Here is a 24184-nt window from a genome sequence, read left to right as displayed (position 1 = left end):
AATTTATGAAAAATAATCCTAAAATTATAATTTTAATTCTTGCATTAGGTTATTTAATTGATTTTTTTGATTTGACTATTTTTGCAGTTGTTAGAGTTCCTGCTTTATTATCTCTTGGTGTACAAGAAAAAGACTTAATGAAAGTTAGTTCGTTAATGTTTAATTGCCAGGCGGTGGGTTTAGTTTTAGGTGGGGTTATAAGTGGAATTTGGGGCGATAAATTTGGAAGAATGTCAGCAATTCGGGCTGGTATACTTCTTTATTCTTTAGCAATTATTGCTAATACTTTTGTAACAACTGTTCCTATGTTTGCATTAATGCGATTTCTAGCTGGAGTTGGTTTAGCTGGTGAGTTTGCTGCCTCTATTACTTTATTAAGTGAAATTTTAAACTATTCAGAAAGAGGAAGGTCTTCTGCAATAGTCTACTCTTCAGGAGTTTTAGGCGGATTATTGGCGAGTTTTATTGGCAGTGTTTTTCATTGGAAGGTGCTGTTTTGGGTTGGTGGTATAGCAGGAATTCTATTACTTACACTTAGAGTTTCTTTATGTGACTCTCAATTATATTATAAGTTAAATGATAAAAAGGAAATTAAAAGAGGTAGCTTAAAGTTACTTTTATTAAAAAAGGACTCATTAATAAGAGTTATAATTTTTATAGTTTCTCTTTTCCCTTTTTGGTTTATGGCTTTTCTTGTAAATTTTTCACCCGAAATTGCGCGTTATATTGGTATAGCAGCAACTATTAGTCAAGGTGTAGCTTTGTCGTGTTACTTTATAGGGTCGCTTATTGGTGCTTATTTATTTCCGTTTATTTCTGCATTAACATCAAGTAGGCGTTTAGGAGTTTTTAGTGCTTTAATGATAATGGTTTGTGCTGTAAGCGCTTTTTCTTTTGGAAGTTTAATTTCTTTAACAGCATATTATTTTATAATTTTCTTAGTTGGACTTGCTAGTGGTTATAATGGTTTATTAATGGTTTTTGCGGCAGAAAATTTTGGTACAAATCAAAGAAATATTGCAACTTCTGTTATTTCAAATTTTGCAAGATGTTCTATAATCTTTATGAATGCATTTGTTCCATGGATTGTTTTTCAATTTAAGCATGTGTGGCTTGGTTTATTATTTTCTGCTTTTGCATTTTTGTTTTTAACTGTTATTTCTTTAATTTTTATTAAAGAAATAAAATTAAAATCACTTGATTTTTTTGAAAAAGAAAATGCTTCTTAATTTTAAGAGCAGCTTTTATGAGCTTCTTGTATAAGTACTTTTGCTTGTGCCAGGCTTTCTTTGCTCATTGCTTCGCCAGATAATAGTAAAGCTATTTCATTTAATTTTTCTTGTTCATTTGCTTTCGCAATTTTTGTAATTGTTTTGTTTTCTTTAAATTCTTTGTAAACTATATAATGATTTTCTGCAAAACATGCAACTTGAGGAAGATGGGTTATACAAATTGCTTGTCTGCCATCTTTTTTGCAAAATTCAGAAAGTTTTTTACCAACTTTTGTAGCAATATTTCCGCTGATACCTGAATCAATTTCATCAAATACAAAAACACTAACAGCTTCTTCTGCAAATAAAATTCCTTTAATCGCTAGCATAATTCTTGATAATTCGCCACCGCTTGCGATTTTTTCAATTTCTTGAGGATCAATGCCTAAGTTAGTTGTAAATAAAAATTGTGCGCGTTCGCTGCCAAATTTATTAAGAGCAAAAAATTCATTTGCTATATTCGAAAGCAAGTTATTTTTTATAAGTTCATCATGTTTAAAAAAATCAAAGTTATTTTTTGAAGACTTAAGTATACAAACAAACTTAGATTTTTTCATGCCAAGTTCAATTAGTTCTTTTTCAATTGATTCTGAAATTAAAGATAATTTTTTCTCTCTAGTGACTTTGAGTTGTTTTGCTAAGGTAACGCAATTTTTCATTTTTAATTCACATGAGGCTGAAAATTCTTTAATTTCTTGTTCTTGTTTATATAATTTATTAATAAAATCTTCACATTTCTTTCTATATTCTTCTATGTCTTCTATTTTAGGTCCAAATTTTAGTAATAATTTATTATATATTTCTATTCTTGAGTTTGCTTTATCAAATTCTTGTTCATTGATATCAAAATTTTGAGAATTTAATTCAATATTATATGCAAAGTCTTCAGTTAATAAAATGATTTCATCAAGTTTTTCTTCTAAGTTAATGAAATACTTATTCTCTGATATTTTACTTAGTTTATTAATATTCTTTTTACATTTTTTAAATAAATTTATACAGTTTATTTCGTTAGTATATATATTTTCAGTTATCTCAAAGCAAAGTTTCTTTAATAGTATTGAATTATTTCCTTTTGAAATTATTTCTTCAATTTTTTTAAATTCATCTATAGAATATCCTGATTCTTGTATTTGTGAGAGTTCAAATTCATATAAGGATCTTTCTCTTTTTAATAATTCAAGTTCTTGCAGCATTTTTTTTAATTTTTTAATACTTTCATGAGTTATGTTGTATTCATTTAAGTATTTTTTGTATAATTTAGAGTTTCCACAAAATTCATCTAGAAAATAAGTGTGCATTTCATTATCAAGAAGTTTTTGATTTTCAAATTGGCTGCTAATATCAATTAGTTCTCCAGCGATTAATTGTAATGTTTTTAAACTAACTATATTTTCATTAATAGAGGCTTTGTGTTTTCCGCTTCTATGGATAAAACGTTTTAATATAATTTCAGTAGGGTCTTCGGAGTATTGAGGAATTCCATACTTTTCTAGTAGTAAAAAAACTTCTTCATGTTGAATTGTTGGAGAAAAAATACCAGTTACCTGCGCACTATCAAATCCATGCCTAATAATATTGATATCTACTCGACATCCTCTCAATAAACTTAATGCATCAACCAGTAAAGATTTGCCTGATCCCGTTTCTCCAGTAATGACGTTAAGTCCTTTTAGAAAATCTACAGTGATATTTTCAGCAATTGCTAGGTTTTGTATATTGAGATTCTTTAACATTTTTCATCCTTAAAAATGATTTTAAGCAAAAAGGTTTTAAGAATAGCAAATTTTACATTTTGTTTAAAATATTCTTGCGTAATAAATATAATTTGCCAAGATAAGTGTCTTGTTATAAAAACGCTAGGCTTTCTTAAGTTATAGCTTGTAGAGGAGAGTATAAGCATGGCAAAGTATTTTAAGATGGTTATGTCACATTTTTCTCAATATCTTCCACCTCGCAGAGTGACTAATGATGATCTCAGCAAAGTCATGGATACTAATGATGCTTGGATTACAGAGCGTTCTGGTATAAAAGAAAGGCGTTTTGTTGAAGAGCCTACAACAACTTCTGATTTGGCAATTGAAGCAGTAAAAAAAGTTTTTGTGCAATCAAATTTACAAGCTAAAGATTTTGATTACATTATTGCTTGTAGTTTATCCCCAGATTATTATTTTCCGGGTATTGCCCCAATAGTTCAAAATAAACTTAGTTTTCCTAATATTCCTGCAATTGATATTCGGGTTCAATGTAGCGCGTTTGTCTACTCAACGCAGCTTGCTCAAGCAATGATCCAAAGTGGTCAATATAAAAGAATTCTTATGGTTTTTGCAGACGTACAAAGTAAGTTATTAGACTTATCAAATCATGGCAGAAATGTTGCTGTTTTATTTGGTGATGGTGCTGCTGCTGTTGTTTGCGAAGCTCAAGAGTGTACAGAAGCAGAGATGCCTACCGTTTTTAATAAAAGCTCAGGAGTGATTGATACTATTTTGGGAAGTGATGGAATTGGTGCAGAATTATTGTTACTTCGCTCACCAGGCACAGCAACACCAGGTTTTTTAAATTCTGAAACTATTGCAAATAAAAGCTGTCATCCTCAGATGGAAGGACGGCACGTTTTTAAACATGCTGTTAGTAGAATGTGTGAAGTTGCCGAGGCTTTAATGAAAAAACATAAAATTACTTCTAAAGATATTGCTTGTCTGATACCGCATCAAGCAAACTTACGTATTAGTGAATTGGTTCGTGAAAAAATGGAACTATCGCCTGAAAAAGTTTTTAATAACATTCAAAAATATGGAAATACAACTTCGGCAACAATACCTATTTGTATTAATGAGGCGTTAGAAATAGGAAGAGTTAAAAAGGGAGATCTCATTTTAACAGTTGCTTTTGGTGCAGGTTTTACATGGGGTGGTAGTTTAATTAGACTTTAAATTCTAGTTATTAAAATTATTACGTTTGTTTTGTAGTTTAATCTTTTTTCAATATATTTTCTAACTCCTATTCTCATTTCTTCTTGCAATAATTCATCAGTTAGAGTTTTTCTTTTACTTATGGCTTCAATTGCATTATGTAGTATTAGCTCTATTTTATTAATAAGTTCTTCTGGTCTTAATGGAACGCCTTTTAATGTTACGGTGGGTATGCCCAAAAGCTCATAATTTTTTTGTTCAAAAACTAAAGAAATAGCAGCAATACCTGTAGTAGCAAGCAAGACTCTTTCTTTATAAATTTGACTATTTTGTGAAAAAATTCCTCCTGGACAAACATATTCTCGGCCAAATTTTACTCTTTCATTAATGCTTGTATTGTGCAAACCAATGCTGATAATATCTCCATTTTCTGCTAATAACGCATTTTCAGAACGAATACCACAAGACATAGCTAGTTCACGATGTTTCTTTAAATGTCGATAGGTACCATGTATTGGAAGAAAAAATTTTGGCTTTGCAATTTTAATGCATTTAATAAGATCTTCTTGATATCCGTGACCACTTACATGAATAGAATTATTATCTTTTGAAGTGATAACAGTGCATTCTTTTCTTGTAAATTGAGTGACTAAACTTTCAATTGCTCTTTCATTTCCAGGTATAACACGAGATGAAAATATGATAGTATCATTAGCATTGACTTTGACATCAACAACATTATCCCATGCAAGGCGATGTAACCCAGAAAATGATTCACCCTGACTTCCTGTGCATATAATACATATTTCGTGTCGTGGATAATCTTTAATATTATTTAAGTCGATTATAGTATTATTAGAAAAATTTAATAAGCCAAGTCTATTTGCTATTTCAGTATTTCTAAGCAGTGATCTTCCAAATAAAACTATTTTTCGACCTGTTAAATACGCTGCATCAAAAATACTTTGCAATCTCCATATATTACTTGAAAATGTAGCGAGTACTATCATTCCTTTTTCATTGGTTAAATAATTAACAAGACTTGATGTAATATCAGATTCACTTAAATCTTGGCCTGTTTGAAATGAGTTTGTACTATCACTCATCATGAGTGTAACTTTTTTATTTTTAATTATTTTTTCAAGATTTTCGTGGGTACTACTTTTTTCTGGAGGATGATAATCAATTCTAAAATCTCCCATGTGTAAAATATTACCAAATGTTGTTTCAAAAAAAAGTCCTGAAGCATCTGCTATACTATGATTTACTTGAAAAATAGTGACCTTCATGTTTCTAAAAAATATTGTTTCAAAAAAATTCCACGTGTTAAAAATAGCATCATTAATTTGAAACTCTTGAAATTTTGATTTTATAAGCTCAATTGTAAATTGAGTTCCATAAATAGGAGCTGGATATTTTTTAAATAAATACGGTAACGCGCCAATGTGATCTTCATGGCCATGTGTAATTAACCATGCATCAGGTTGGATTTGTTGCTCATCAATATATGTCGTGTCAGGTAAAATTAAATTAACCCCTATCAATGAAGAGTCTGGAAAAAGACTTCCTGCATCAATAAAAAAGTATCGATCCATAACGCAAAGTATAGTCATATTCATCCCTATCTCGCCGCAACCGCCGAGTGGGATGAGTTTTAAAGAAGAAGATTCCATTTATTATCCATTCACTTATTTTTGTTAACTGAAAATTGAAAAGGGTATGTCACAACAACAGGGCCGTACTTTGGTTTTGGAAAATTCCACACCATTAACCTTGATTCAATGCAATTTATCAAATTTTTATCAATCATGTTTGAGTCCAATATTTTTATATTTTTAGCCTTTCCTGATTCAAGTATAGTCCAGCTAATCTTCAAATCACCGTGAAGTCCTGGATTTTTTCTGAGAGCAGCATTATAGCATGAGCGAATTTCTTCTGTTTTATTAAAAATCACAAAATCAACCATTTTTTTATCGATAATAGCCTTGGGTGGGGGTAGTGCTGGAATTTTATAAATTCCATTTGAATAGTATGCATTGTACATCAAATTATTAAATATTGTTTCATCTGCTTTTTTTTCTTTTGATCTTCTAAAATCAGATGGAATAATAAGGTCATCTTTTGCAATCCAGATAACAGATGTCGTTTTTGGATATAACATTTTATTATTATAATAAATGGGATAGTTTTCTTTTTCTAAAATTTTATTTCTATAACTGGAATTCTCTGCAATTTCAGCACTTCTTTCTGCAATTTTAAAGTTATTATATTCTATATTAAAAGATTTGTCTGGTTGTGAACCTAAAACTTGTCCTGTAGATGGAGGATCAACAATCCCATTTTTTCTTGATTTATATTCTTTTTCATACAAATCTTTTAAAATTGTGTGCTCCAATTCTAAGTATTCAAGAATTGCTTTATCTGTGTTTTTTAATTGTTCAAGTCTTTTTAGTAAGGTTACATATTGTGAACTACCTTCAATACCAGAAATTACGCTAGTCATAGCAGGATATGGGCGAAGATAAGAATAATATCTAGGAGAAAATTTGGATATCCTGTAGCTTTCTAAGGATCTGTAATTGTCATAAATGCTTTTTTCCCAAGATTCTACTTGAATTGTTTGATCAACATATTTATGAGAATTTTTTAAAAATGGAATTATTGATTGAGAGTTTCTCCCTTTTTCTGAAGCTTCCCAACGTTTTAAAAGTTCATATACCCAAAAAATTGCAAGTTTTTCATTTTCATTTGGGTCGTACTTAGATTCGTATACAAAGGGAAGAAGTCTTATATTTTCTGGCGCAATAAATCTTATTGAAACCTGAGATGGTAAATGAATTAATCCCGTGTCGGCTACCATGGGAGCTTTTAACAACCAAAATAAAAAAGGAAGAAAAATAATACCTGTTGCAATCATGCTAATAGGTATTACACTTCTTTCGATTGGTAGATCATATTCTGGCATTTGAAATATTTTGCTTTCTATTTTTTGAACTTTTATTTCTTTAACTTTTTGTTCTTTTTCAATTTTAAAAGCAATATCAAATCCATTTAATTGAATTTTTCCTCTTGAGCCATAATCTAACGGTACAATTAAGGGTTCATCAATTGTCGATATTTGTAACAGAGATCCTCTTGGCGAAGTGAATTCTTTAAAATTTCCAAATTTGCTTCCTGTACTTAAAAAACCTTCTAATCTTGGGTCTAAAACGATATCAACACGATTTCTTCCAATATTAAATAGACCCATTTTTAAAAATGCTCTTGAGTAGGGTATTAAGATATCATATTTTGTTTTTCCACCAAAGCTAATTTTTTTTGAAAATAAAGAGTTGATTTTAAATTTTTTTTCTAACTGCAATGCTCCCATCTGAAAAACTTGAAGAAACAAAAAAGTATTATCGCTCAATATTTTCTTTTTAGATTTTTTGTAATTAACCATATCGGTTACCTTTCAACCGCTATGTCAAAATCATCATAACCAAACTGCGAAAATAATTTAATAATATATTTAACATTATTAAAAGGAACTGATTTATCAGACCAAATTTTAATTCTTGAAATTGAAGGATCTTGAACCCTCATTAGCATTGAAGTTAGCATTATATTTTGTCTTTTTTCTTCAAAATAATCAAGAAATTTTACAGCTTCTTTTGGTAAAGAAAAACCTACTCCAGTATCAAAAATTATTTTTATATTTTTTTGCTTGTCATTAGTTACATATATTGCAATAGCTGATTTTCTTTCATTAATAAAGAATCCGTTACCATAATTTTTTATATCATTAAGTTTTACATAATTTTGCGCTGAGGATTCAAATAAATAAAATTCTTGCCTAACTCGTATTGTTATAATATATAACATCCAGCTTATAAATGCAGCCATGCTTAATGCAAAAACTAGTTGTCTTGATTGAATGCGATATCTAAATAAATTACTTTGTCTTTCTTCTCTCCAAACTCCAAATTTTCTCGTTGCGATAGTAAACATTTTTTCCTCAATCAATTTTAATAAAATCAAGAATAATTGTTGCTGGTGCAAAATTATAATTTTTATTTATTTTTTTATTTTGCTTATCTATTAGTTCAAAAGTATCTTTTAAATGCTCAACATGTTTTTGATAATCTAAATCATATTTAAATAAAACACCGTATGTTCTTGCTGGAAATAATGTTGAGTTATTTTTAAAATAAGAAATTTTATCACTAAAATCTTCTCTCCATTTTTTTCCTAAAATTATGACATCATGATCTGGAAGTGGTGCGACTATACTTTTTAATGGTCCAAAAAGAACATTATCTTGCATAAATACAAATACGGGAGAATTATTATTTAGATTAGCCTGGTTTTTTAAATCAACAAATTTAGTATTTTCTGTATTTACAGTTCTAATGTTGTAAAAAACTACCTTACGGTCATTAATTTTTAATATTTCAATAATAGTAAATAAAAACCCAATACCAATTGTAGTAATGAGTGCAAATCCCCAATGGGTCCATGCGAAGCTAGATAATTTCTTCTTCGTCAGGAATCTCTTGTAAACCTGCTTCTGAACTATCATCTCGTCTTCCTTTCGACTCTCGTTTACTTTCGCTAAAGTTTGAACTATCGTTATCAAAGTTATCCGACGCGCTTCCTTGATTTTCTTGTGCCAAAACTCCTCCAGTAAACATTGGTTGCATTTCAGGTGCTAAAATATTTAAAATTACGCAAAGACTATGTTCCATTTCAGCTTCAAGTCGCCACGCAATTGCATCAAGAATTCCAAAAGGCAACATTAACAATACTGCAGAAACAAGTGAAATCGCTAAAGGAAGTAAAGCATGAGAAAGACCAGCTGAAAAAGCAAAACTTTTTATTCCTAATTCTAATCCTTCAACCATTCTAAAAGAGGTCCAAATACCTTGAACAGTAGCAATTGCACCAAGTAAAACACAAGCTGCAGCGAGATTCGGTAATTGATTAATACGTCTGCGAATTCTCGGAAAAAACCTTAAACTTTCTTCAGAAACAATAGAGCGCACCCGCATTGGGTCATTTTCATAAGCTTCAATTGCCTTTAAAGTTAGCATTGGAACAGAGGTTCTTGATGTTGCTTTTGTAAAGCTTCTTGCTCTTTCCATATCATTTGCAGCAAGCATTCTTTTCATTGAAGAATTAAATTTTTCAAAATTAATTCTGTAAACAAATTGTAGGACAATGAATTTTTCAAAAATAATAATATATCCTACTGCTACAAAGGCTAAAATAATAAATGGAATAATTTCACCATTTCGATACATTAAAAAAATATCATTGAGCATAATATATCCCTATTTTTCAATCACAAAATCTTGTTTAAAATCAGTTTCATTCAGACCAATTAATTCTAAAGGATTATTTAGTAAATTAATGAGTTCATTTTCTGGATTAAATTCATCTCTAAGTGAGTTAAAATCGTACTCAAATTCAGGAAGTTTTACATCTTCAATGCTTGTAGGTTCTGGGTCGCCATTAATTTTAATACTATTGTTTATTGAGTCAGAATTTACTGGATTTATAATTAAAAAAATTGAAACAAAAATTAATAGTTTAAAAATTTTATTTTTAATTTTAAAATTTTTTGGCATTTTGTGTTCCTTGGTTATTAAGGTTAACTTAATAATTCTTATTATGAACTTTTATAATTAAATTTCAAAATAATTTATTCATCATTTTGACAAATTGGGGAGAAAATTTTGCATCTAGGAAAAATTTCATTGTTTTCTTCAACTAAATTAATTCTTTTTTCGGTTATTTCAGCAACATTTTTAAAAGTAAAATTTTTAATTTTATTATTTATAGCTTCTTCATTTTGAACACAGCAAAATTTATATTTAACTTCATATTGATTTAACTCATGTACAGCTTGTGCTAAAGTAGCGCTTCCTGCAAAGAAGTCTAAACAATTAATTATTTTTGATTTGGGATTTTGATACATTGAAATAAGATGTTTAATTAAACCTACAGGTTTTGGAAAGTCAAAAACTTTTTCTCCATGAAAAATTTTTTTTAACTGAAATTCACCATCTTCGTTAGATTCGCAGTCTACAGTAAGATCATCTGTAGCTTGTTTAAATTTTATCTCATCCTTTAACACTTTTCTTCTAAGACCAAAATTTTTTGTAATAAATACGCAATTGTCCAAAATTTCTTGAGACACTCTAAATCGTCCCTTTACATGAACATCATTCAAAAGTTTTCCATTTAATATAGTTGCATCCGAGTCTAAATGTATTTTTAAAGTTCTATTAATATATTCTCCTTTAAGATAAGTTCCATCTGGACATTTTGCTATAGTATTTTTCTTTAAAATTCTATTAGAAATAATATTTGAACTATTAAGCACAGGGCGATTTTTTTCTGTTAGCTCTTTTCCAATAAGTTTTAGGAGTTTACCTTTGTGACTTGAAAATACTAAAATATATTCTATTACATGACTAATATGTTTATTTAAAAAAGATGGCTTTCTTTTTTTTCTCCACTTGAGGGTTCCAATATGATTTTCGCGGCCAAAAATTTCTCGCATAAGAATTGTTAAACTAGCAAACTCTCGCTCATCAATTGAAACAAACATAATTCCACTCTCATCAAGAATTTCACGAGCGAGGAGAAGTCTAGGCATCATCATATTTAACCAAATATCGTTATTGTTATCCAAGTTCTGTTCTTTAAAGCAATCATTATAAATAAACTTTAAGCCACTATTATAAGGAGGATCAATATAAATAATGTCAAACTTAAAATTTAATTTTTTAATATACTTAAGTGTTTCAAGATTATCGCATTTAATTAAAATATTTTCGTTTTTGAGAATTTCATTTGTTAGTTTATAGTTGGTAGTGCGTTCGTAAAATTCAAATAGAGGCTTTTTAAAAGCTATTTCAAAACATTCATTTTTTCCATTGAAGTTAAGACTAACCACGTCATCCCTTATTCTTCTTCATCTTCATAAATAATAATGTCTTCCCACGAAAAACCATTAGCCACAATAACTATCTCAAATTCTTTGCCGTCTTTTTCTATAAAATTTTCAGTAAAAAAACATTCTTTACCATCAATATTAATAAAATTTGGAATTTGTTCTTCCTCGTCATTATAACCTGCGTTACGATATAGTTCTTCAGTTTTTTCACGTTCGACAAGATAGTATTCTCCCTTGATAGGTGACATTTTTACAAGTGTATCCGACAAAGCCATGAGGTATCTCCTTAGAAGAGGTTAGCAAACGAGAAGTATGTTATTCTAATTAATAGGAGGCGACAAGACATTAATGAGAAAATTAAATCAGCTATTAGGCGAAGAACAGCTAACTAAGCCAGTTTATGAAAGAAAGAAGTATTTAAGAAAATTACTTACTCAAGAAAGAAAAATTCTTTATCAAAAAACTCATCACCAAGATTGGGGAACAAGACAGTTCTTTAGATCTTTGGAATTACTTAATTTAGATGTAACAAAATTAAAAAAATTACAAGAAAATAATAAAATAAATATAGCTTGTTTTTTCCCTATTAGGTGTGAGTTAGATATTGCATCCTTAGCGGATGAAAATTGGATTTTTCCTAAAATTTCTGAAAATAAAAATCTCAAGTGGTTTAAGCTAGGAAAAAATTTAGATAATTTAATAAAAAATAGCATTGGTATTTTTGAATTACCAGAAGATATGTGTTTTGATTATTCATTTGATATGCCTAAATTGATATGTTTTTTGCCTGGTTTGGCAGCCTCTCAAGATGGTTATAGACTTGGATATGGAGGAGGGTATTATGATATTTTTTTAAGTAAAATGAAAAATCATGTTACATCAATACTTTGCCTACCTTCTAATGATTTTGTTTTAGATGAAATACCCTTCGAAGATCATGATCAAAAAATTGATTTAATTGTTTGGTAATTTAATAACTTAATTTTAAGATTTTATGTTATATGTATTTTTAATTCGTTTTTTTTAAAAAGTTAATATTTTATATAAAATCAATTTTTAAATTAATTTAAAATTGTATATTTATATTTTATAAAATTCTATAATTTTATTTACTTTTCTTATTTTGTTATATTAATAAGGAAATTTTTTAATAGTCAATAAATTAATACTGTTAAATTGTAAAAGTCGTAAATATTGACAAACATAATTCTCATTTGCTAAATTTTAAATTAGTAAACATTAATAATTTATATAATTTTTATATGTAAGATGAGGAATTTTATGTATTGTACAAAAAATATTTCTTCGATAATGTTGCTTTCTTCTGTGTTTTTTTACTCATGCAACAGAAAAGACAGTTCAGTAATTGAATCAAAAATTTTGCCCCATGCTGTAATAAACGAAGAACCAATTTTTTGTACAGATATCAACGATAATACAAAAAATCCACTAGCTGTATATCAATGGCATTTAAAAAATACAGGTCAAAGTTCTTTTGCGTCAGAGCCAGGCGTCCCTGATGAGGATATAAATGTTGAAAATGTTTTAAAGAATGAATGCTTAAGTGGTTTTGGAATTCATGTTGCTGTAGTCGATTCAGGTTTGCAGTTAACGCATCCATCATTAGTTCCTAATATAGTAAATAATAATAGAACAAAATCAATTAATTTTAGAGATAATCAGTTATTACATAATGATCCTTCTCCAATTCCTGATGATGACGATGATCATGGCACAATGGTTGGTGGCATTATTGCAATGAGAAGTAACATGGGATTTGGAGGTTCTGGCATTGCTCCAAGAGCAAAATTGGCTGGGTATAATATTATAAATAACGAACTTGGTGTTCAAATTTTTCAAAACTTTGTTGATTCACTTGGCGGTTCTGATGCTTCAAAAGAAAATGATATTTTTAATATGAGTTATGGTGATAGTAATATACGCCAAATACCTTTAGACGATCCAATTGTTTTGGCTTCAACAACAGTTTATCGTTATGGCACAAGAAATTTAAGAAATGGAAAAGGTGCAATTTATGTTAAAGCTTCAGGCAATGGATTTAGTAAGATAAGTGATGATCCTGAATCTACTATGGCGTGTATGATGGCACAAAATCTCAATCTTTCCTGTCAAAATTCAAACATGAATATTGATAATACCCTTCCCGAAGTGATAACCGTTGGTGCATTAAATGCTAAGGGTAAAAAGACGAGCTATTCTACAACCGGTTCTTCATTGTGGATTAGTGCTCCTGGAGGAGAATTTGGATTTGATAAAGATTGGTTAAATGAGCATTTTGCAAGATTTGGTCATACAATTAATTGGGAAAAACTTCGACCAACTTTAGGGGAACCAGCAATAATTACAACAGATGTTGCAGGTTCAAAATTTGGTTTGAGTAAGTTAATCAGTTATGAAGTAACAAATTATATGGATCCCAAATTAAAATTAAATGAAATTTTTAGAATTAGAAACGCATTTAATGGTGGACAAGTTTTAGATAGTAATGGAGTAAATTTGAATTCAAAATTTAATTATACAAACTCAATGAATGGAACTTCATCTGCAACGCCTGTAGTATCTGGAAGTATAGCATTAATTTTAGAAGCAAATCCAGATTTAACTTGGAGAGATGTTAAATATATATTAGCAAAAACGGCAACAAAAGTTGATCCATATTTTGAAGGTATAAAGGTTAAAATTTATAATGATGAAGAGTATCAAGCAGAAGATGGATGGGTTACTAACTCAGCTGGGTTTAACTTTTCCAATTGGTATGGTTTTGGTCGAGTTAATGTTGAAAATGCTGTAAAATTAGCTAAAAATTATGATGTAAATTTAGGAGAATACATTGAACTACCATGGCATCCGGTTAATGGAGAAATTGATCCTGTAGATGTGCAACCAGGATCTTTAGGTTATACGCATGAATTTCAGCAAATTTCAGAAGAGAATAATATTAAAATAGAATCAGTTAGAGTTGAAGTTACTGTAGAAAGTGATTTTATAGGTGATGTCGGTTTTGAGTTGACTTCTCCAACTGGCACAAAGAGTATTATCTGGAATATAGGAAATGCGTTTTCATTTAGTGAGAGTTTAATAAATATGCCTTTGCAAAGTAACGCTTTCTATGGCGAAAATGCTGCTGGTTTGTGGAGTTTAAAAGTCATAAATAGTGGATTTAATTCAAATAGTGTTAAATTTAAAGGAGCTAGAATTCAGTTTTCAGGATCTAAAAGTTCAATTTAATTTAAATAGATTATTTTTTTAATTTTAAAACATAAAAATTATTGAGGTGAATAATGAGTTCAAGATTATTTAGTATATTAACATCATTTATTGCTATTATGTTTTTTTATAATTTTAAAATATTCGCTGAAGAAAGTAAAAAGCTTGATGAAAAAAAAATAGTAGAAGATCAAGTTAGAGAACTAATTGTTGAAGATACTTTTACTCAGGGTGGAGTAAATTATACTTTATATCAAGGAATTGTTGCTAGAGTTGAGAAAACAGAAAACTCAAATCAAAGTGGTTTTTCTAATAGAAATAAAAAACTAAAATTTTATAATTCTGAGAATATTTATTCTTATACAAATAAAATTTTATTAGACAAAGGAATTTTTAAAATTTATCATAAGCAAACTGATTTAAATAGAATTACAGAACCAAATTCTGATAATAATGATTTTTTAGCTAATCCACCTACTAGAAATATTAAAAATTCAGAATATAAAACTGCTTTTAATAATTCTTCTAGAAAATTTGGAGTTCTAACTGGTAATATTGTAATTAAAATTAGTCCTGATAAAACTTTACCTCCTCTTGATTCTTCTTATAAATTAGTAAGAGAATATCAAAATATGGGGTTATACTTAATAAATATTCCAAAAAATGTAAAACTAGGAAAGGCTCTCGAAGATCTTAGGGATAAAATTCAAAAACATGATCAAATTTCGGCAGATTTTTCATCATCTGTAAATGTAGAAGTTCTAGAAAACTTTAAATCACAAAGATAATTTTTTAATTAATTATTTTTTTAATTAATTAAGGTTTTACAATGCACAAGATTTTAAATTTTTTGTTATTTAAACTTTTTATTTTAATTTCTTGTACAGAAAAAGATAAAAATGTATTGGTAAATGATAAAAATAAAATATTTTTACTAGATAATTATTGCACAAATATTGATGATTATGAAAAAAATCCACTCTCAAAATATCAATGGCATTTAAAAAATATTGGTCAAACTGCTTTTTCATCAGAGGGAGGAGTTATTGGTGAGGATATCAATATTTACTCTGTCTTAAAGGAAGAATGTTTAAGTGGAAAAGGTATTTATGTAGGAGTCATTGACTCTGGTTTGCAAATTGGTCATCCATCGTTATTGCCGAATATTGATAATCGACCAAAAAAATCAAAAACTTGGTCATTAAATTTTAGGCTTGGATCTTATGCTTCAAATGATCCATCTCCTTTGCAAACTGCAAAATCAGATCATGGAACAATGGTAGCGGGAATAATTGGTATGCGCAGTAATTTGGGTTTTGGAGGTACAGGTGTTGCTCCTCGAGTGAATCTTGCTGGTTATAATGTTATTAATCATAGCTTGCAAACTTTCCAAAATTTTCTTGACTCTTTAGGCTTGTCAGAAGCTTCAAAAGGAAATGATATTTTCAATATGAGTTATGGACTTAAAAATATAAGGCAAATTGAATACAGTTCATCATCAATTAAATCTGCTCAATCTGCAATAAAATATGGAACCCAATTTTTAAGAAATAAAAGAGGTGCAATTTATATAAAAGCTTCTGGGAATGGGTTTTCAAATTTAGGTAATTATCTTGATTCTTGTACTATCGCTAACCGGCTTGAAGTTTCATGTCAAAATTCAAACATGAACTATGAAAATACCTTGTATGAAGTTATTACTGTCGGAGCTGTTAATGCTAAAGGAATAAAATCGTCGTATTCAACTACAGGTTCATCACTTTGGATTTCTGCTCCTGGCGGAGAATTTGGAGTTGATAAAATGTGGGTAGAAAAATTATATCAACAAAACGATGAAGATATAATTTGGTCTAACCAAAAAAAATCTATAGGTGAGCCAGCAATTGTAACTACTGATGTGAGTGGACAAAGAAACGGTTATAGCAGAAGAATTACTTACAAAGATCCTGATGAAATATTTGATGTTGGAAATTCATTTAATGCATGTGAAGTTAATGAAAATTCTAAATGTGATTATACAAATTCAATGAATGGCTCATCGGCTGCAGCGCCAATTGTTTCTGGCAGTGTTGCACTTATATTAGAAAAAAATCCTATTTTGAGCTGGCGAGATATAAAATATATACTTGCAAAAACCGCAAAAAAGGTTGACTCAAATTTTAAAGGTATTAAAATTAAAGTAAACGATAATTTAGAATATTTATTAGATCAAGGATGGATAACTAATAAAGCAGGTTTTACTTTTTCAAATTGGTATGGCTTTGGAGTCATTGATGTTGAGAAGGCGGTTGAATTTGCTAAAAATTATAACTTTAGATTTCCCCAATTTATTGAAAAAAATTGGATTTCTAATACTAGTGAAGTCAATTTGTCTAGTAATTTTGGATTTTTTCAAACTGAAATACATATTCCAAAAAATGAATCACTCAATATTGAGTCTATTCAGATTAGAGTTAGTATTGAAAGTCAATATATTGGAGATGTTTCATTAGAATTAATATCGCCTCAAGGAACTAAAAATATAATTTGGCATGCTGGAAATGCTTTTACATCTAATGGCAATTTAGATGATATGCAAATGTTATCAAATGCTTTTTATGGAGAAAAAAGTTATGGTATATGGAAACTTAATGTTATTAACACAGGAATTCATAAAAAAAATCTAAAGTTTAAACAATGGAAACTTAAAGTTTCTGGTCATTAGTAAAATATAATTTATTGTGGCTTATAGGAGAGCTTATATGTTAATTAATAAAACATTGTTCTTATTATTCATAATTAGCTTTTCGATTTTAAGTAAGGAAAAATCATTTTCTTCTAGTTCTAAGTCCAATAAAACCGAAAAATTGATAATTTATAATCATAAAGAAATTGCAAGTAAATTTGCACGTGGAGAGAGTTTTAAGCAAGGACAGGCTATTTATACACTTTATCCAGAGTTAAAGGCAAGTTTTAATGACGATAATAACAGTAAAACATTAATGAAAGAGCATAGAGCAAGTAAGGTAATTGTAACAGAGTCATTTATTATTTATAATTTTCCTAAGTTTGAGCAGAAGCCACGGTATCAAAATCAAGTTGTATTTAATGAAAATACAGAAAGTTTTGGTATTCTTAGCGGATCTATAATTGTTAAAATGAAAAATAATTTGGAGTTTAATGATTCTTCATTTGAAATTATAAAAAAATATCCGGAATTAGGTTATTATATTTTGGCATTACCTAATAAAATTAAAATCGAAGAATCAATTAAAAAAGTCAAATTTAATAAAAATGTTGAGGAATTTATAATTGAGGTTTTAGAAAATTTTCAAGAAACCTTATAAATAATTGGTAATCTATTTATCTTTAATTTTGTAATTATATAAGTGCTAACTATGTATTTTATATTTTTATAATTTAGATTACATAGTGCAAAAACATTTGCTTTTGTTGCGTTTTTTTATGATGTTCTGAGTTGTTGTTTAATTGATTATTATTTAATGGTAATTTAGTAATATTTTTAATAAATATAAGGAGTGTTATGCCTAATTTTAAAAAGATATTTCCAATATTAATTGGGACAAGTTATTTATTTTTTGGGTGTGGAAATAGAACTTCATCTAGTTCTAATAATCGGTCAGATATTATTGATACAGTTACTTTTAGCGCAAAATTAAGTAAAGACAATATTGGCGATAGTAAAATTGATGATAATTCTTTAAATATAATAGGTAAATATTATGGGTGTTTTGGAAAAGTTGATAATAGCGAATGGAATTTATCCAAAAACAGCGGAAATTTAGTTTTTTTAAAAGATGATAAAAATTGTAAAATTAAATTTAGTAAAATTCAAGTTAAAAATGACAAAGAAGTTGAAAATTATATAATTAATGGTGAATCTGACTTTATCGGTGAAAGTTATCAAGATAAACCAATTGAATTTGTGTTTTCAAGCGAGAAAAAATTTTATGTTTTGGCAAAAATTAGTCCACTAGACTTAAGTAGTGAGCCCACTATTAGTGTGAGTATTTTTGAAAAAAATCTTAACAAAAATGATATTCATGCGAAATTAAACATTCAAGAAGACTCAGTTAATGTAATGATGCCTAGTTTGAAATTATTAAATATATTTCAGCCTGATTATAAACTAAAAGAAAAAAATTTATTACCAATAAAAGGTTCCTCAAATAATGTTTTATATGATGGTGATTTAATTTTTGAGAGTAAAAATGTGCCAAGCAAATTTTACATTATTGTTCCTGGTAATGAGGATACTTCAAGTGATGATAAAGTAAATGCTTTAATTAACGCTGCGAAAACAAATAATAGTTATCAGATTATTAATTCTGAGTTAGGAAAAAATGAAGTTAGTATTCCTTTGAAATATATTGCTCATTATGCTCAATTTCCTAATAAATTAGAAAAAAGTGATAAATTAGATGCAAAAATAATATTTGTTAATGAACATGAATCGCCAATTGGAAATGTTTATCAAATTATTACTTTATCCTTATCTCTAGAATAATATTACTTTCATTTTGTCCAATTTTGCTCCCGTAGCGCCCTTCTTTGTTGAGCGGCGCTATAGCGTTCTTTTTGCTTTTCTGTTGTAATTACTAAATCTGGAACTTTAATTGCTTTTGAGTTTTCATCAACTGCTACCATAGTAATATAACTTGATAGCACATGAGTAAATTTTCGTGTTTTCGTATTTTCTGCTATAACTCTAATTCCTACCTCCATTGATGACTTGCCAGTGTAGTTTATACTCGCAAAAAAAGTAACTAACTCGCCAACATGAATTGGATTGCGAAAAAAAACTTGATCTACAGAAAGAGTTACAACATAACTTCCTGAATACCGAGATGCACATACATATGCAACTTGATCTAGTAATTTTAAAATATGACCACCATGAACTTTTCCAGAAAAATTTGCCATATCAGGAGTCATTAGAACGGTCATGACAGTAGTTGTTTCGCTGTCTATTGAATTTTGCATTTTAGGATCCTTTATTGAAATTAATTATATTATAATTGATTTCTAAGTTCCCTGTAAACTACTGACGAATAGTGAATTTTTAGTACATAAGTTAATTAATTCATTTGTAGGAAATTTTTTTTCATCGAGTGATTTAATTGACAGCGAAGGAGTTTTTAAAAAATCAAATATATCTTTAAACTCATTTTGATTTGATCCTGGAAAGAAAATCAAATTATTATTTTGTAAAGTTGCTAAAATATTATAAAGTAAAATTACTATAAATTCTGTTTTTATAAAATACGGAGAGTGAATAACATTTTGAAAGTCATCTCCTTTGTCTAAAAAACACAATGAAACAATTTTATTTTCTTTACAAAGTATATAAACTGACATGTTTTTAATTTTTACTATGCTTAAAAATTCTAAAAAAGATAATATTGTTTCGCTTCTTGGGGCGTTTTTAACAATAAATCTCCATATGCTAGATTTTTCTTGAAAATTAATCTCTGAAATATTTTTAAAATACATAAAAGAATAATCGCTTATGCAATACTTATTTTCTATATTCTTAATTGTATCAATTAATGAATTAAGATTTTTTTTTCCTGAATGATAGCTTCCAATTGGGGCTAGAAACATTTGCCCTGCGTATTTATAGTTTAAATAAGAATATAATTTTTGATTATCAGCAAATAAAAAAACAAAATCCGCCGAGTTTTCTTTAGCTTTTTCTTCGGCTAGATTTAAAGCAAATTGTGCTAGGCCAAGATTTCTCATTTTTGGATGAGTGCAGACACTTCCAATACAGTAAGCGCTGAGCCTTGTGTTATTAAAACTAAATGAATATGGATAAAGTGAACAAAATGATGCAAGCTTATTTTGGTGTTTAATACAAAATAAATATTCCTTATTTTGTATATCAAAAACTTGAGGAAAGTTTTGAATATAATCTTTTTTTTGAAAACAAATATCAGTCAGCAATTTGATTTCGTCAATTGAAACATTAAAATCCCGAAAATATTCTGCCACTTTATCTTTATTAGTTATTGTTTTTCCCTTCATTTAATGATCCTATTTGTTCTCCCATTTGTACCAAAGATTCAAAACCTTCTTGAGAGCATTTAATTATATCATCATCAAAAGACATCACCCCATTTTCAAAAAAGAAAATACATGTACTACCACCAAATTTAAAAAATCCTTTTTCGTCACCCTTTTCAACTTGCATATTTGGCCTATAGGTTTGTACAATAGTTCCAACAAATAAAGCCCCAACTTCGATTATTAATACTTTCCCAAACATGTCAGAATCTAACTCACAGATCGTTCTTTTATTTAAGCAGTATACAGGTATTTTTTGTTCTAGCGCATAGGGATTTACAGAATGCAGTAATCCTGGAATGGTTTTTGTAATGCCTGCTTTACCTGAAATTGGAAAATGAAATCTATGATAATCAGACGGACAAAGTCTTAATATTCCACAAGAACCATTTTTAAATCGCTCAGTTAAACTTTCATTTCCATTAAATAAATCAATTAACTTAATTGGTGCCCATTTAATATTAGAGATAGTTGTTTCGTTGATTTTTGGATAAACTAATAGACGACCGTCTCCAGGAGATATAATTGAGTTTTGTGATCTATTAATGGGTCTCGATCTTGGTTGTAACTTTCTTGCAAAAAAATCATTAAAAGAATTGTATTCAGATATATCTTTTTCACATTCTGATACGTTAATACCCATTAAATTAACAAATTCTTCAATTTTGTGTTTACTTGCTCCTGAATCATTATAGGCACCATAAATATTGCTAATCCATTTGTTTGTTAAAAATTTTTCAGTAAATGCTGTTGCTGTTGCATTGCCATAAAAAATTTTCATTGCGTCTTCGCCGTATACTTTTTCAATAAATTTCTCGCCACTTTCTCGTTTTACAACTTTAATTTGCTTTGTTGTACTACCTAATATCGATTTAAACATTATATTTTTATCCCTAAATAATTTTCTTTTAGGTTAAATAACCTATGTTATCTATGCCTTACAAATTACTAACAGTAAATGCCCTTGAAACTATTTTACTTCCATTTGATCCGCTTCCTGGTCCTAATCTTATTAAATGGTCTGAAAATGCTTGAAACATTTCATGATGCTCAGCAATGACAAATGTATGACCATCTTTGCATCGTAGCAATAATGAGCTAATTAGTCTTTCAATGTCTTTTTCTGATAGACCACGAGTTGGTTCGTCAAGAATACAAAATAGCTTTTTACTAGATTTGGCTAAGGCGGCTGCTATTCTTAGTCTTTGTGCTTCTCCCCCAGACATAGAAGTTGTGGTAAATCCAAGAGGAATATGCCCTAGTCCAAGTTCACATGCCAAATTAAGTGGTTTTTGAAATTCAGGATATTTTAAAAGCAATTCTAAACATTCATGTAAACTTGTAGTTAGCCAAGTATAAATATTTCTACCGAGCCATTTTACCTTAAGAACATCATTTCTATACCGCTTCCCATTACAGTCGGGACATATTTTTTCAACTTCTCCAAGAAAAAATAAATCTTCCTGAATGACGCCTTTTCCATTACAAGTATTGCAACCTCCTGCTCCATTAAACGAAAAATCTGAGGAGCTAAAACCTAATTTTTTTGATTCGTTACTTAATGCAAAATATTTTCTAAGTGCATCCATTATTCCTAATACTGTAGCAGGAACACTTGTTGAAGTTCGATGTAACGCTTTTTGTTCAACGCTAATTAATTCTGTAAATTGAAAAAAATCTTTAGGAAACTCAAAATTATCCCATAAACCTATTTTTGAATCGATATCAAAATTTTCATTATTATGAGTATTATATTCTTTGTATTTTTCAATTGCAGCTTCAATGCCATATCTAATTAAAGTAGATTTTCCTGAGCCACTTGACCCTGTTATAACATTTAACTTTTCTGTTGCAATTTCTATATCTACTTTATTAAAATATAATGCAGAAAAATTTTTAATAAATAGTGATTTTTCTTTTGCAAAAAAACGACTTTTTTCAATATCATCTTTTTTAAATTTTTTATCTTTGGAAGAGCTAAATTTTGTAATAAATGATTGAGGTATGTTGTGAACTAATGGAATAATCTTCCCACCATTTTCACCGCCTTCTGGACCAAATTCAATAATAATGTCTGATTCGATTACGAGATCTTTATCGTGATCAACAATAATAACTGTGTTACCTAAATCTCTTAGCTCTTTAATGCAAGAAACTAAGGCTGGAATTTCAGTTTTGCCTAGGCCAACACTTGGTTCATCAAGTATATAAAGAGCATCTGTAAGTCCATTTCCAATAACTCTTGTTAGTAGCACTCGTTGATATTCACCGCCTGAGAGGGTTTTACAACGTCTAAATAGTTGGGCAGAACCTAAACCTAGTTTATTTAAAAGATTTAATTTATTAAAAGTTTCTTTATAAATTTCTGAGATAGAGTTGAGTCTTTTGTGAAATTTTTTTTCGACTTCAAGACTTTGCAGCCAAGTAAGAGTATCTTTTATTTCTAGTTGAAATATTTCATGATAAGTTTTGTTATTACATATAGCATTTCTACCAGACTTTCCTAAGCGAGCTCCATGGCATTCTGGGCAGGTGATGTATTTTCTATATTTTGCAAGCAAAATCCTTGAGGTGCTTTTATATCTTTCCTGTTCTAATGTTTCAAAAAATGAATTTATGGAAATAAACTCATTTTTTTGTTTTTTTAAACTATTCTCACCATTCCAAATTAAATTTTTATTTTCATCGCTCAATAAAGAATAAGAGGTATTAATATTAATATTTCTTTTCTTGCATTGATTTAAAAGTTCTGTATTTATCCATGAAAAAGTATCAGAGCTCCAAGGTTTAATTGCACAATTTTTTAATGATAGATTTGGATTTGGTATTATTTTTGCTTCGTCAAGAATAGGGATATTACCGAGTCCATTGCATTTTTTACATGCTCCAAGTGCAGATTGCCAATCTAAATCATTTGATTGAATAATGCTTGTATTTTGATTGCATTTCTTGCAAAAAGGTTGAACATATAAAGTTATTTCATCATTTAATATTTTTTTAGAATTAACAAGTTCGCATATTTTGATAAATGTAAACTTAGGAGAAAATTTAACTTGAGACCATATTGTTTCAACTCTATTTAAAATTTCGTCGTCATCTGTTAAAGAGTTAATTCTATCAAGAATAATTTCGCATTCTAAAGGAAATTTAAATTTATTTTTATTATTGTAAAGTTCTTCAATTGAGTGAATTTCATCTTCAATTAGTAATCTTGTATAGCCCTCAATAGTTAGATTTTCAACTTTATTATTATCAACGATTTTATACGGTACAGATACTATAAAAGTTTTATTTTGTTTTTGTTTTTTGTGGTTACATAAAAAATTGTATAATTCTGACGAGTGATTGCTGATAACTGGGCTTCCGCAATTTGCGCATGATGGTTCCATTAGTGAAATAAATAATGTTTTTAGAGGTTCAGCCAAATCGGCAGATGTTGCAATTACACTTCTAGGGTCTCCTGTTCTATTAGTTTGCTTTAGTGCAATTGCTGCAGGTAAATTATCAATTTTATCAAACTCCCCCTGAGGTAAGCCTTGCAAAAATTGGCGCTCATAAGTGCCAAGAGTTTCAATAAACCTTCGCTGAGATTCTGAGTACAGTGTATCAAATGCAAAACTGCTTTTACCACTTCCAGATACACCAGTAATACTAATCCATTTTTTTAAAGGAATTTTAACATCAATGTTTTTTAAATTATGAGTTTTAATTCCTGTGCATAAAATATATTCATTATTTTTTTTCATATTTTTTCTGTCATA

At 28.8% G+C, this 24184-nt stretch carries 21 protein-coding genes; 8 read left to right on the top strand and 13 right to left on the bottom strand.

The genetic code is table 11. The features are described from left to right. Positions 1–5 precede the first annotated feature (5 nt). Positions 6–1229, top strand: coding sequence for an MFS transporter (locus tag Spiro2_RS12185; protein WP_338636130.1), 1224 nt, complete (start codon positions 6–8; stop codon positions 1227–1229). A gap of 2 nt (positions 1230–1231) precedes the next feature. Here the strand turns inward: Spiro2_RS12185 and Spiro2_RS12180 are convergent, their stop codons facing one another. Then, on the bottom strand, positions 1232–3007 hold the full coding sequence (locus Spiro2_RS12180) for a DNA repair protein RecN (RefSeq protein WP_338636128.1): 1776 nt from the start codon (positions 3005–3007) through the stop codon (positions 1232–1234). 165 nt (positions 3008–3172) lie between these two features. Between Spiro2_RS12180 and Spiro2_RS12175 the strand changes: the two genes are divergently transcribed. After that, positions 3173–4207: a beta-ketoacyl-ACP synthase III gene (locus Spiro2_RS12175; protein WP_338636127.1), complete on the top strand. Its 1035-nt coding sequence runs from the start codon at positions 3173–3175 to the stop codon at positions 4205–4207. Here Spiro2_RS12175 and Spiro2_RS12170 read toward each other — a convergent pair. The 8 genes from Spiro2_RS12170 to Spiro2_RS12135 all read right to left on the bottom strand — a co-directional run bounded on the left by Spiro2_RS12170 (position 4204) and on the right by Spiro2_RS12135 (position 11404). After that, positions 4204–5859, bottom strand: coding sequence for a ribonuclease J (locus Spiro2_RS12170; protein WP_338636126.1), 1656 nt, complete (start codon positions 5857–5859; stop codon positions 4204–4206). The genes Spiro2_RS12175 and Spiro2_RS12170 overlap by 4 nt on opposite strands. Positions 5860–5870: 11 nt before the next feature. Continuing rightward, positions 5871–7628 carry an AgmX/PglI C-terminal domain-containing protein gene (locus Spiro2_RS12165; RefSeq protein ID WP_338636125.1) on the bottom strand — a complete coding sequence of 586 codons (1758 nt, stop codon included), beginning with the start codon at positions 7626–7628 and terminating at the stop codon, positions 5871–5873. A 5-nt stretch (positions 7629–7633) separates the two neighbouring features. After that, positions 7634–8176, bottom strand: coding sequence for a hypothetical protein (locus Spiro2_RS12160; RefSeq protein WP_338636123.1), 543 nt, complete (start codon positions 8174–8176; stop codon positions 7634–7636). 7 nt (positions 8177–8183) lie between these two features. Next, entirely contained in the window at positions 8184–8747 is a 564-nt protein-coding gene (locus Spiro2_RS12155) for a hypothetical protein (RefSeq protein WP_338636121.1), read from the bottom strand. Continuing rightward, a complete protein-coding gene (locus Spiro2_RS12150) occupies positions 8692–9489 on the bottom strand; it encodes a MotA/TolQ/ExbB proton channel family protein (protein ID WP_338636120.1) in 798 nt (265 codons plus the stop codon). Before Spiro2_RS12150 ends, Spiro2_RS12155 begins: the two co-directional genes overlap by 56 nt. Before the next feature lie 9 nt (positions 9490–9498). Next, complete coding sequence (locus Spiro2_RS12145) at positions 9499–9795, bottom strand: hypothetical protein (protein WP_338636118.1); 297 nt, start codon at positions 9793–9795, stop codon at positions 9499–9501. 74 nt (positions 9796–9869) lie between these two features. After that, positions 9870–11129: a site-specific DNA-methyltransferase gene (locus Spiro2_RS12140; RefSeq protein ID WP_338636116.1), complete on the bottom strand. Its 1260-nt coding sequence runs from the start codon at positions 11127–11129 to the stop codon at positions 9870–9872. Between the two features lie 8 nt (positions 11130–11137). Further along, positions 11138–11404 (bottom strand): hypothetical protein, encoded by a 267-nt coding sequence (locus Spiro2_RS12135; protein WP_338636114.1) that lies wholly within the window; start codon positions 11402–11404, stop codon positions 11138–11140. A 73-nt stretch (positions 11405–11477) separates the two neighbouring features. Here Spiro2_RS12135 and Spiro2_RS12130 point away from each other — a divergent pair, with 73 nt between their 5' ends. The 6 genes from Spiro2_RS12130 to Spiro2_RS12105 all read left to right on the top strand — a co-directional run bounded on the left by Spiro2_RS12130 (position 11478) and on the right by Spiro2_RS12105 (position 18864). After that, complete coding sequence (locus Spiro2_RS12130) at positions 11478–12098, top strand: 5-formyltetrahydrofolate cyclo-ligase (protein ID WP_338636113.1); 621 nt, start codon at positions 11478–11480, stop codon at positions 12096–12098. A 312-nt stretch (positions 12099–12410) separates the two neighbouring features. Further along, the gene (locus Spiro2_RS12125; protein ID WP_338636112.1) at positions 12411–14378 is read left to right on the top strand and encodes a S8 family serine peptidase; all 1968 of its coding nucleotides are present in this window, start codon (positions 12411–12413) and stop codon (positions 14376–14378) included. A gap of 53 nt (positions 14379–14431) precedes the next feature. After that, the gene (locus Spiro2_RS12120; RefSeq protein WP_338636110.1) at positions 14432–15145 is read left to right on the top strand and encodes a hypothetical protein; all 714 of its coding nucleotides are present in this window, start codon (positions 14432–14434) and stop codon (positions 15143–15145) included. A 41-nt stretch (positions 15146–15186) separates the two neighbouring features. Further along, positions 15187–17061 carry a S8 family serine peptidase gene (locus Spiro2_RS12115; protein ID WP_338636108.1) on the top strand — a complete coding sequence of 625 codons (1875 nt, stop codon included), beginning with the start codon at positions 15187–15189 and terminating at the stop codon, positions 17059–17061. A gap of 37 nt (positions 17062–17098) precedes the next feature. Beyond that, positions 17099–17683 carry a hypothetical protein gene (locus Spiro2_RS12110; protein WP_338636106.1) on the top strand — a complete coding sequence of 195 codons (585 nt, stop codon included), beginning with the start codon at positions 17099–17101 and terminating at the stop codon, positions 17681–17683. 197 nt (positions 17684–17880) lie between these two features. Further along, positions 17881–18864: a hypothetical protein gene (locus Spiro2_RS12105; RefSeq protein WP_338636104.1), complete on the top strand. Its 984-nt coding sequence runs from the start codon at positions 17881–17883 to the stop codon at positions 18862–18864. An 8-nt stretch (positions 18865–18872) separates the two neighbouring features. Here the strand turns inward: Spiro2_RS12105 and Spiro2_RS12100 are convergent, their stop codons facing one another. The 4 genes from Spiro2_RS12100 to Spiro2_RS12085 are packed head-to-tail and all read right to left on the bottom strand — an operon-like array spanning position 18873 to position 24169. Next, positions 18873–19340 (bottom strand): acyl-CoA thioesterase, encoded by a 468-nt coding sequence (locus tag Spiro2_RS12100; RefSeq protein WP_338636103.1) that lies wholly within the window; start codon positions 19338–19340, stop codon positions 18873–18875. A gap of 42 nt (positions 19341–19382) precedes the next feature. Next, positions 19383–20384 (bottom strand): GNAT family N-acetyltransferase, encoded by a 1002-nt coding sequence (locus Spiro2_RS12095; RefSeq protein WP_338636102.1) that lies wholly within the window; start codon positions 20382–20384, stop codon positions 19383–19385. Continuing rightward, positions 20362–21303 (bottom strand): archaetidylserine decarboxylase, encoded by a 942-nt coding sequence (gene asd, locus Spiro2_RS12090; protein WP_338636101.1) that lies wholly within the window; start codon positions 21301–21303, stop codon positions 20362–20364. Before asd ends, Spiro2_RS12095 begins: the two co-directional genes overlap by 23 nt. 58 nt (positions 21304–21361) lie before the next feature. After that, the gene (locus Spiro2_RS12085; protein WP_338636099.1) at positions 21362–24169 is read right to left on the bottom strand and encodes a hypothetical protein; all 2808 of its coding nucleotides are present in this window, start codon (positions 24167–24169) and stop codon (positions 21362–21364) included. Between the last annotated feature and the right edge of the window lie 15 nt (positions 24170–24184).

Origin of the sequence: Spirobacillus cienkowskii (assembly GCF_037081835.1) — a bacterium.
GTDB classification, from domain to species: Bacteria; Bdellovibrionota_B; Oligoflexia; order Silvanigrellales; family Silvanigrellaceae; genus Silvanigrella; species Silvanigrella cienkowskii.
The sequence above is the reverse complement of the archived record's forward strand: the minus strand, read 5'-3'. Positions and strand labels throughout refer to the sequence as shown.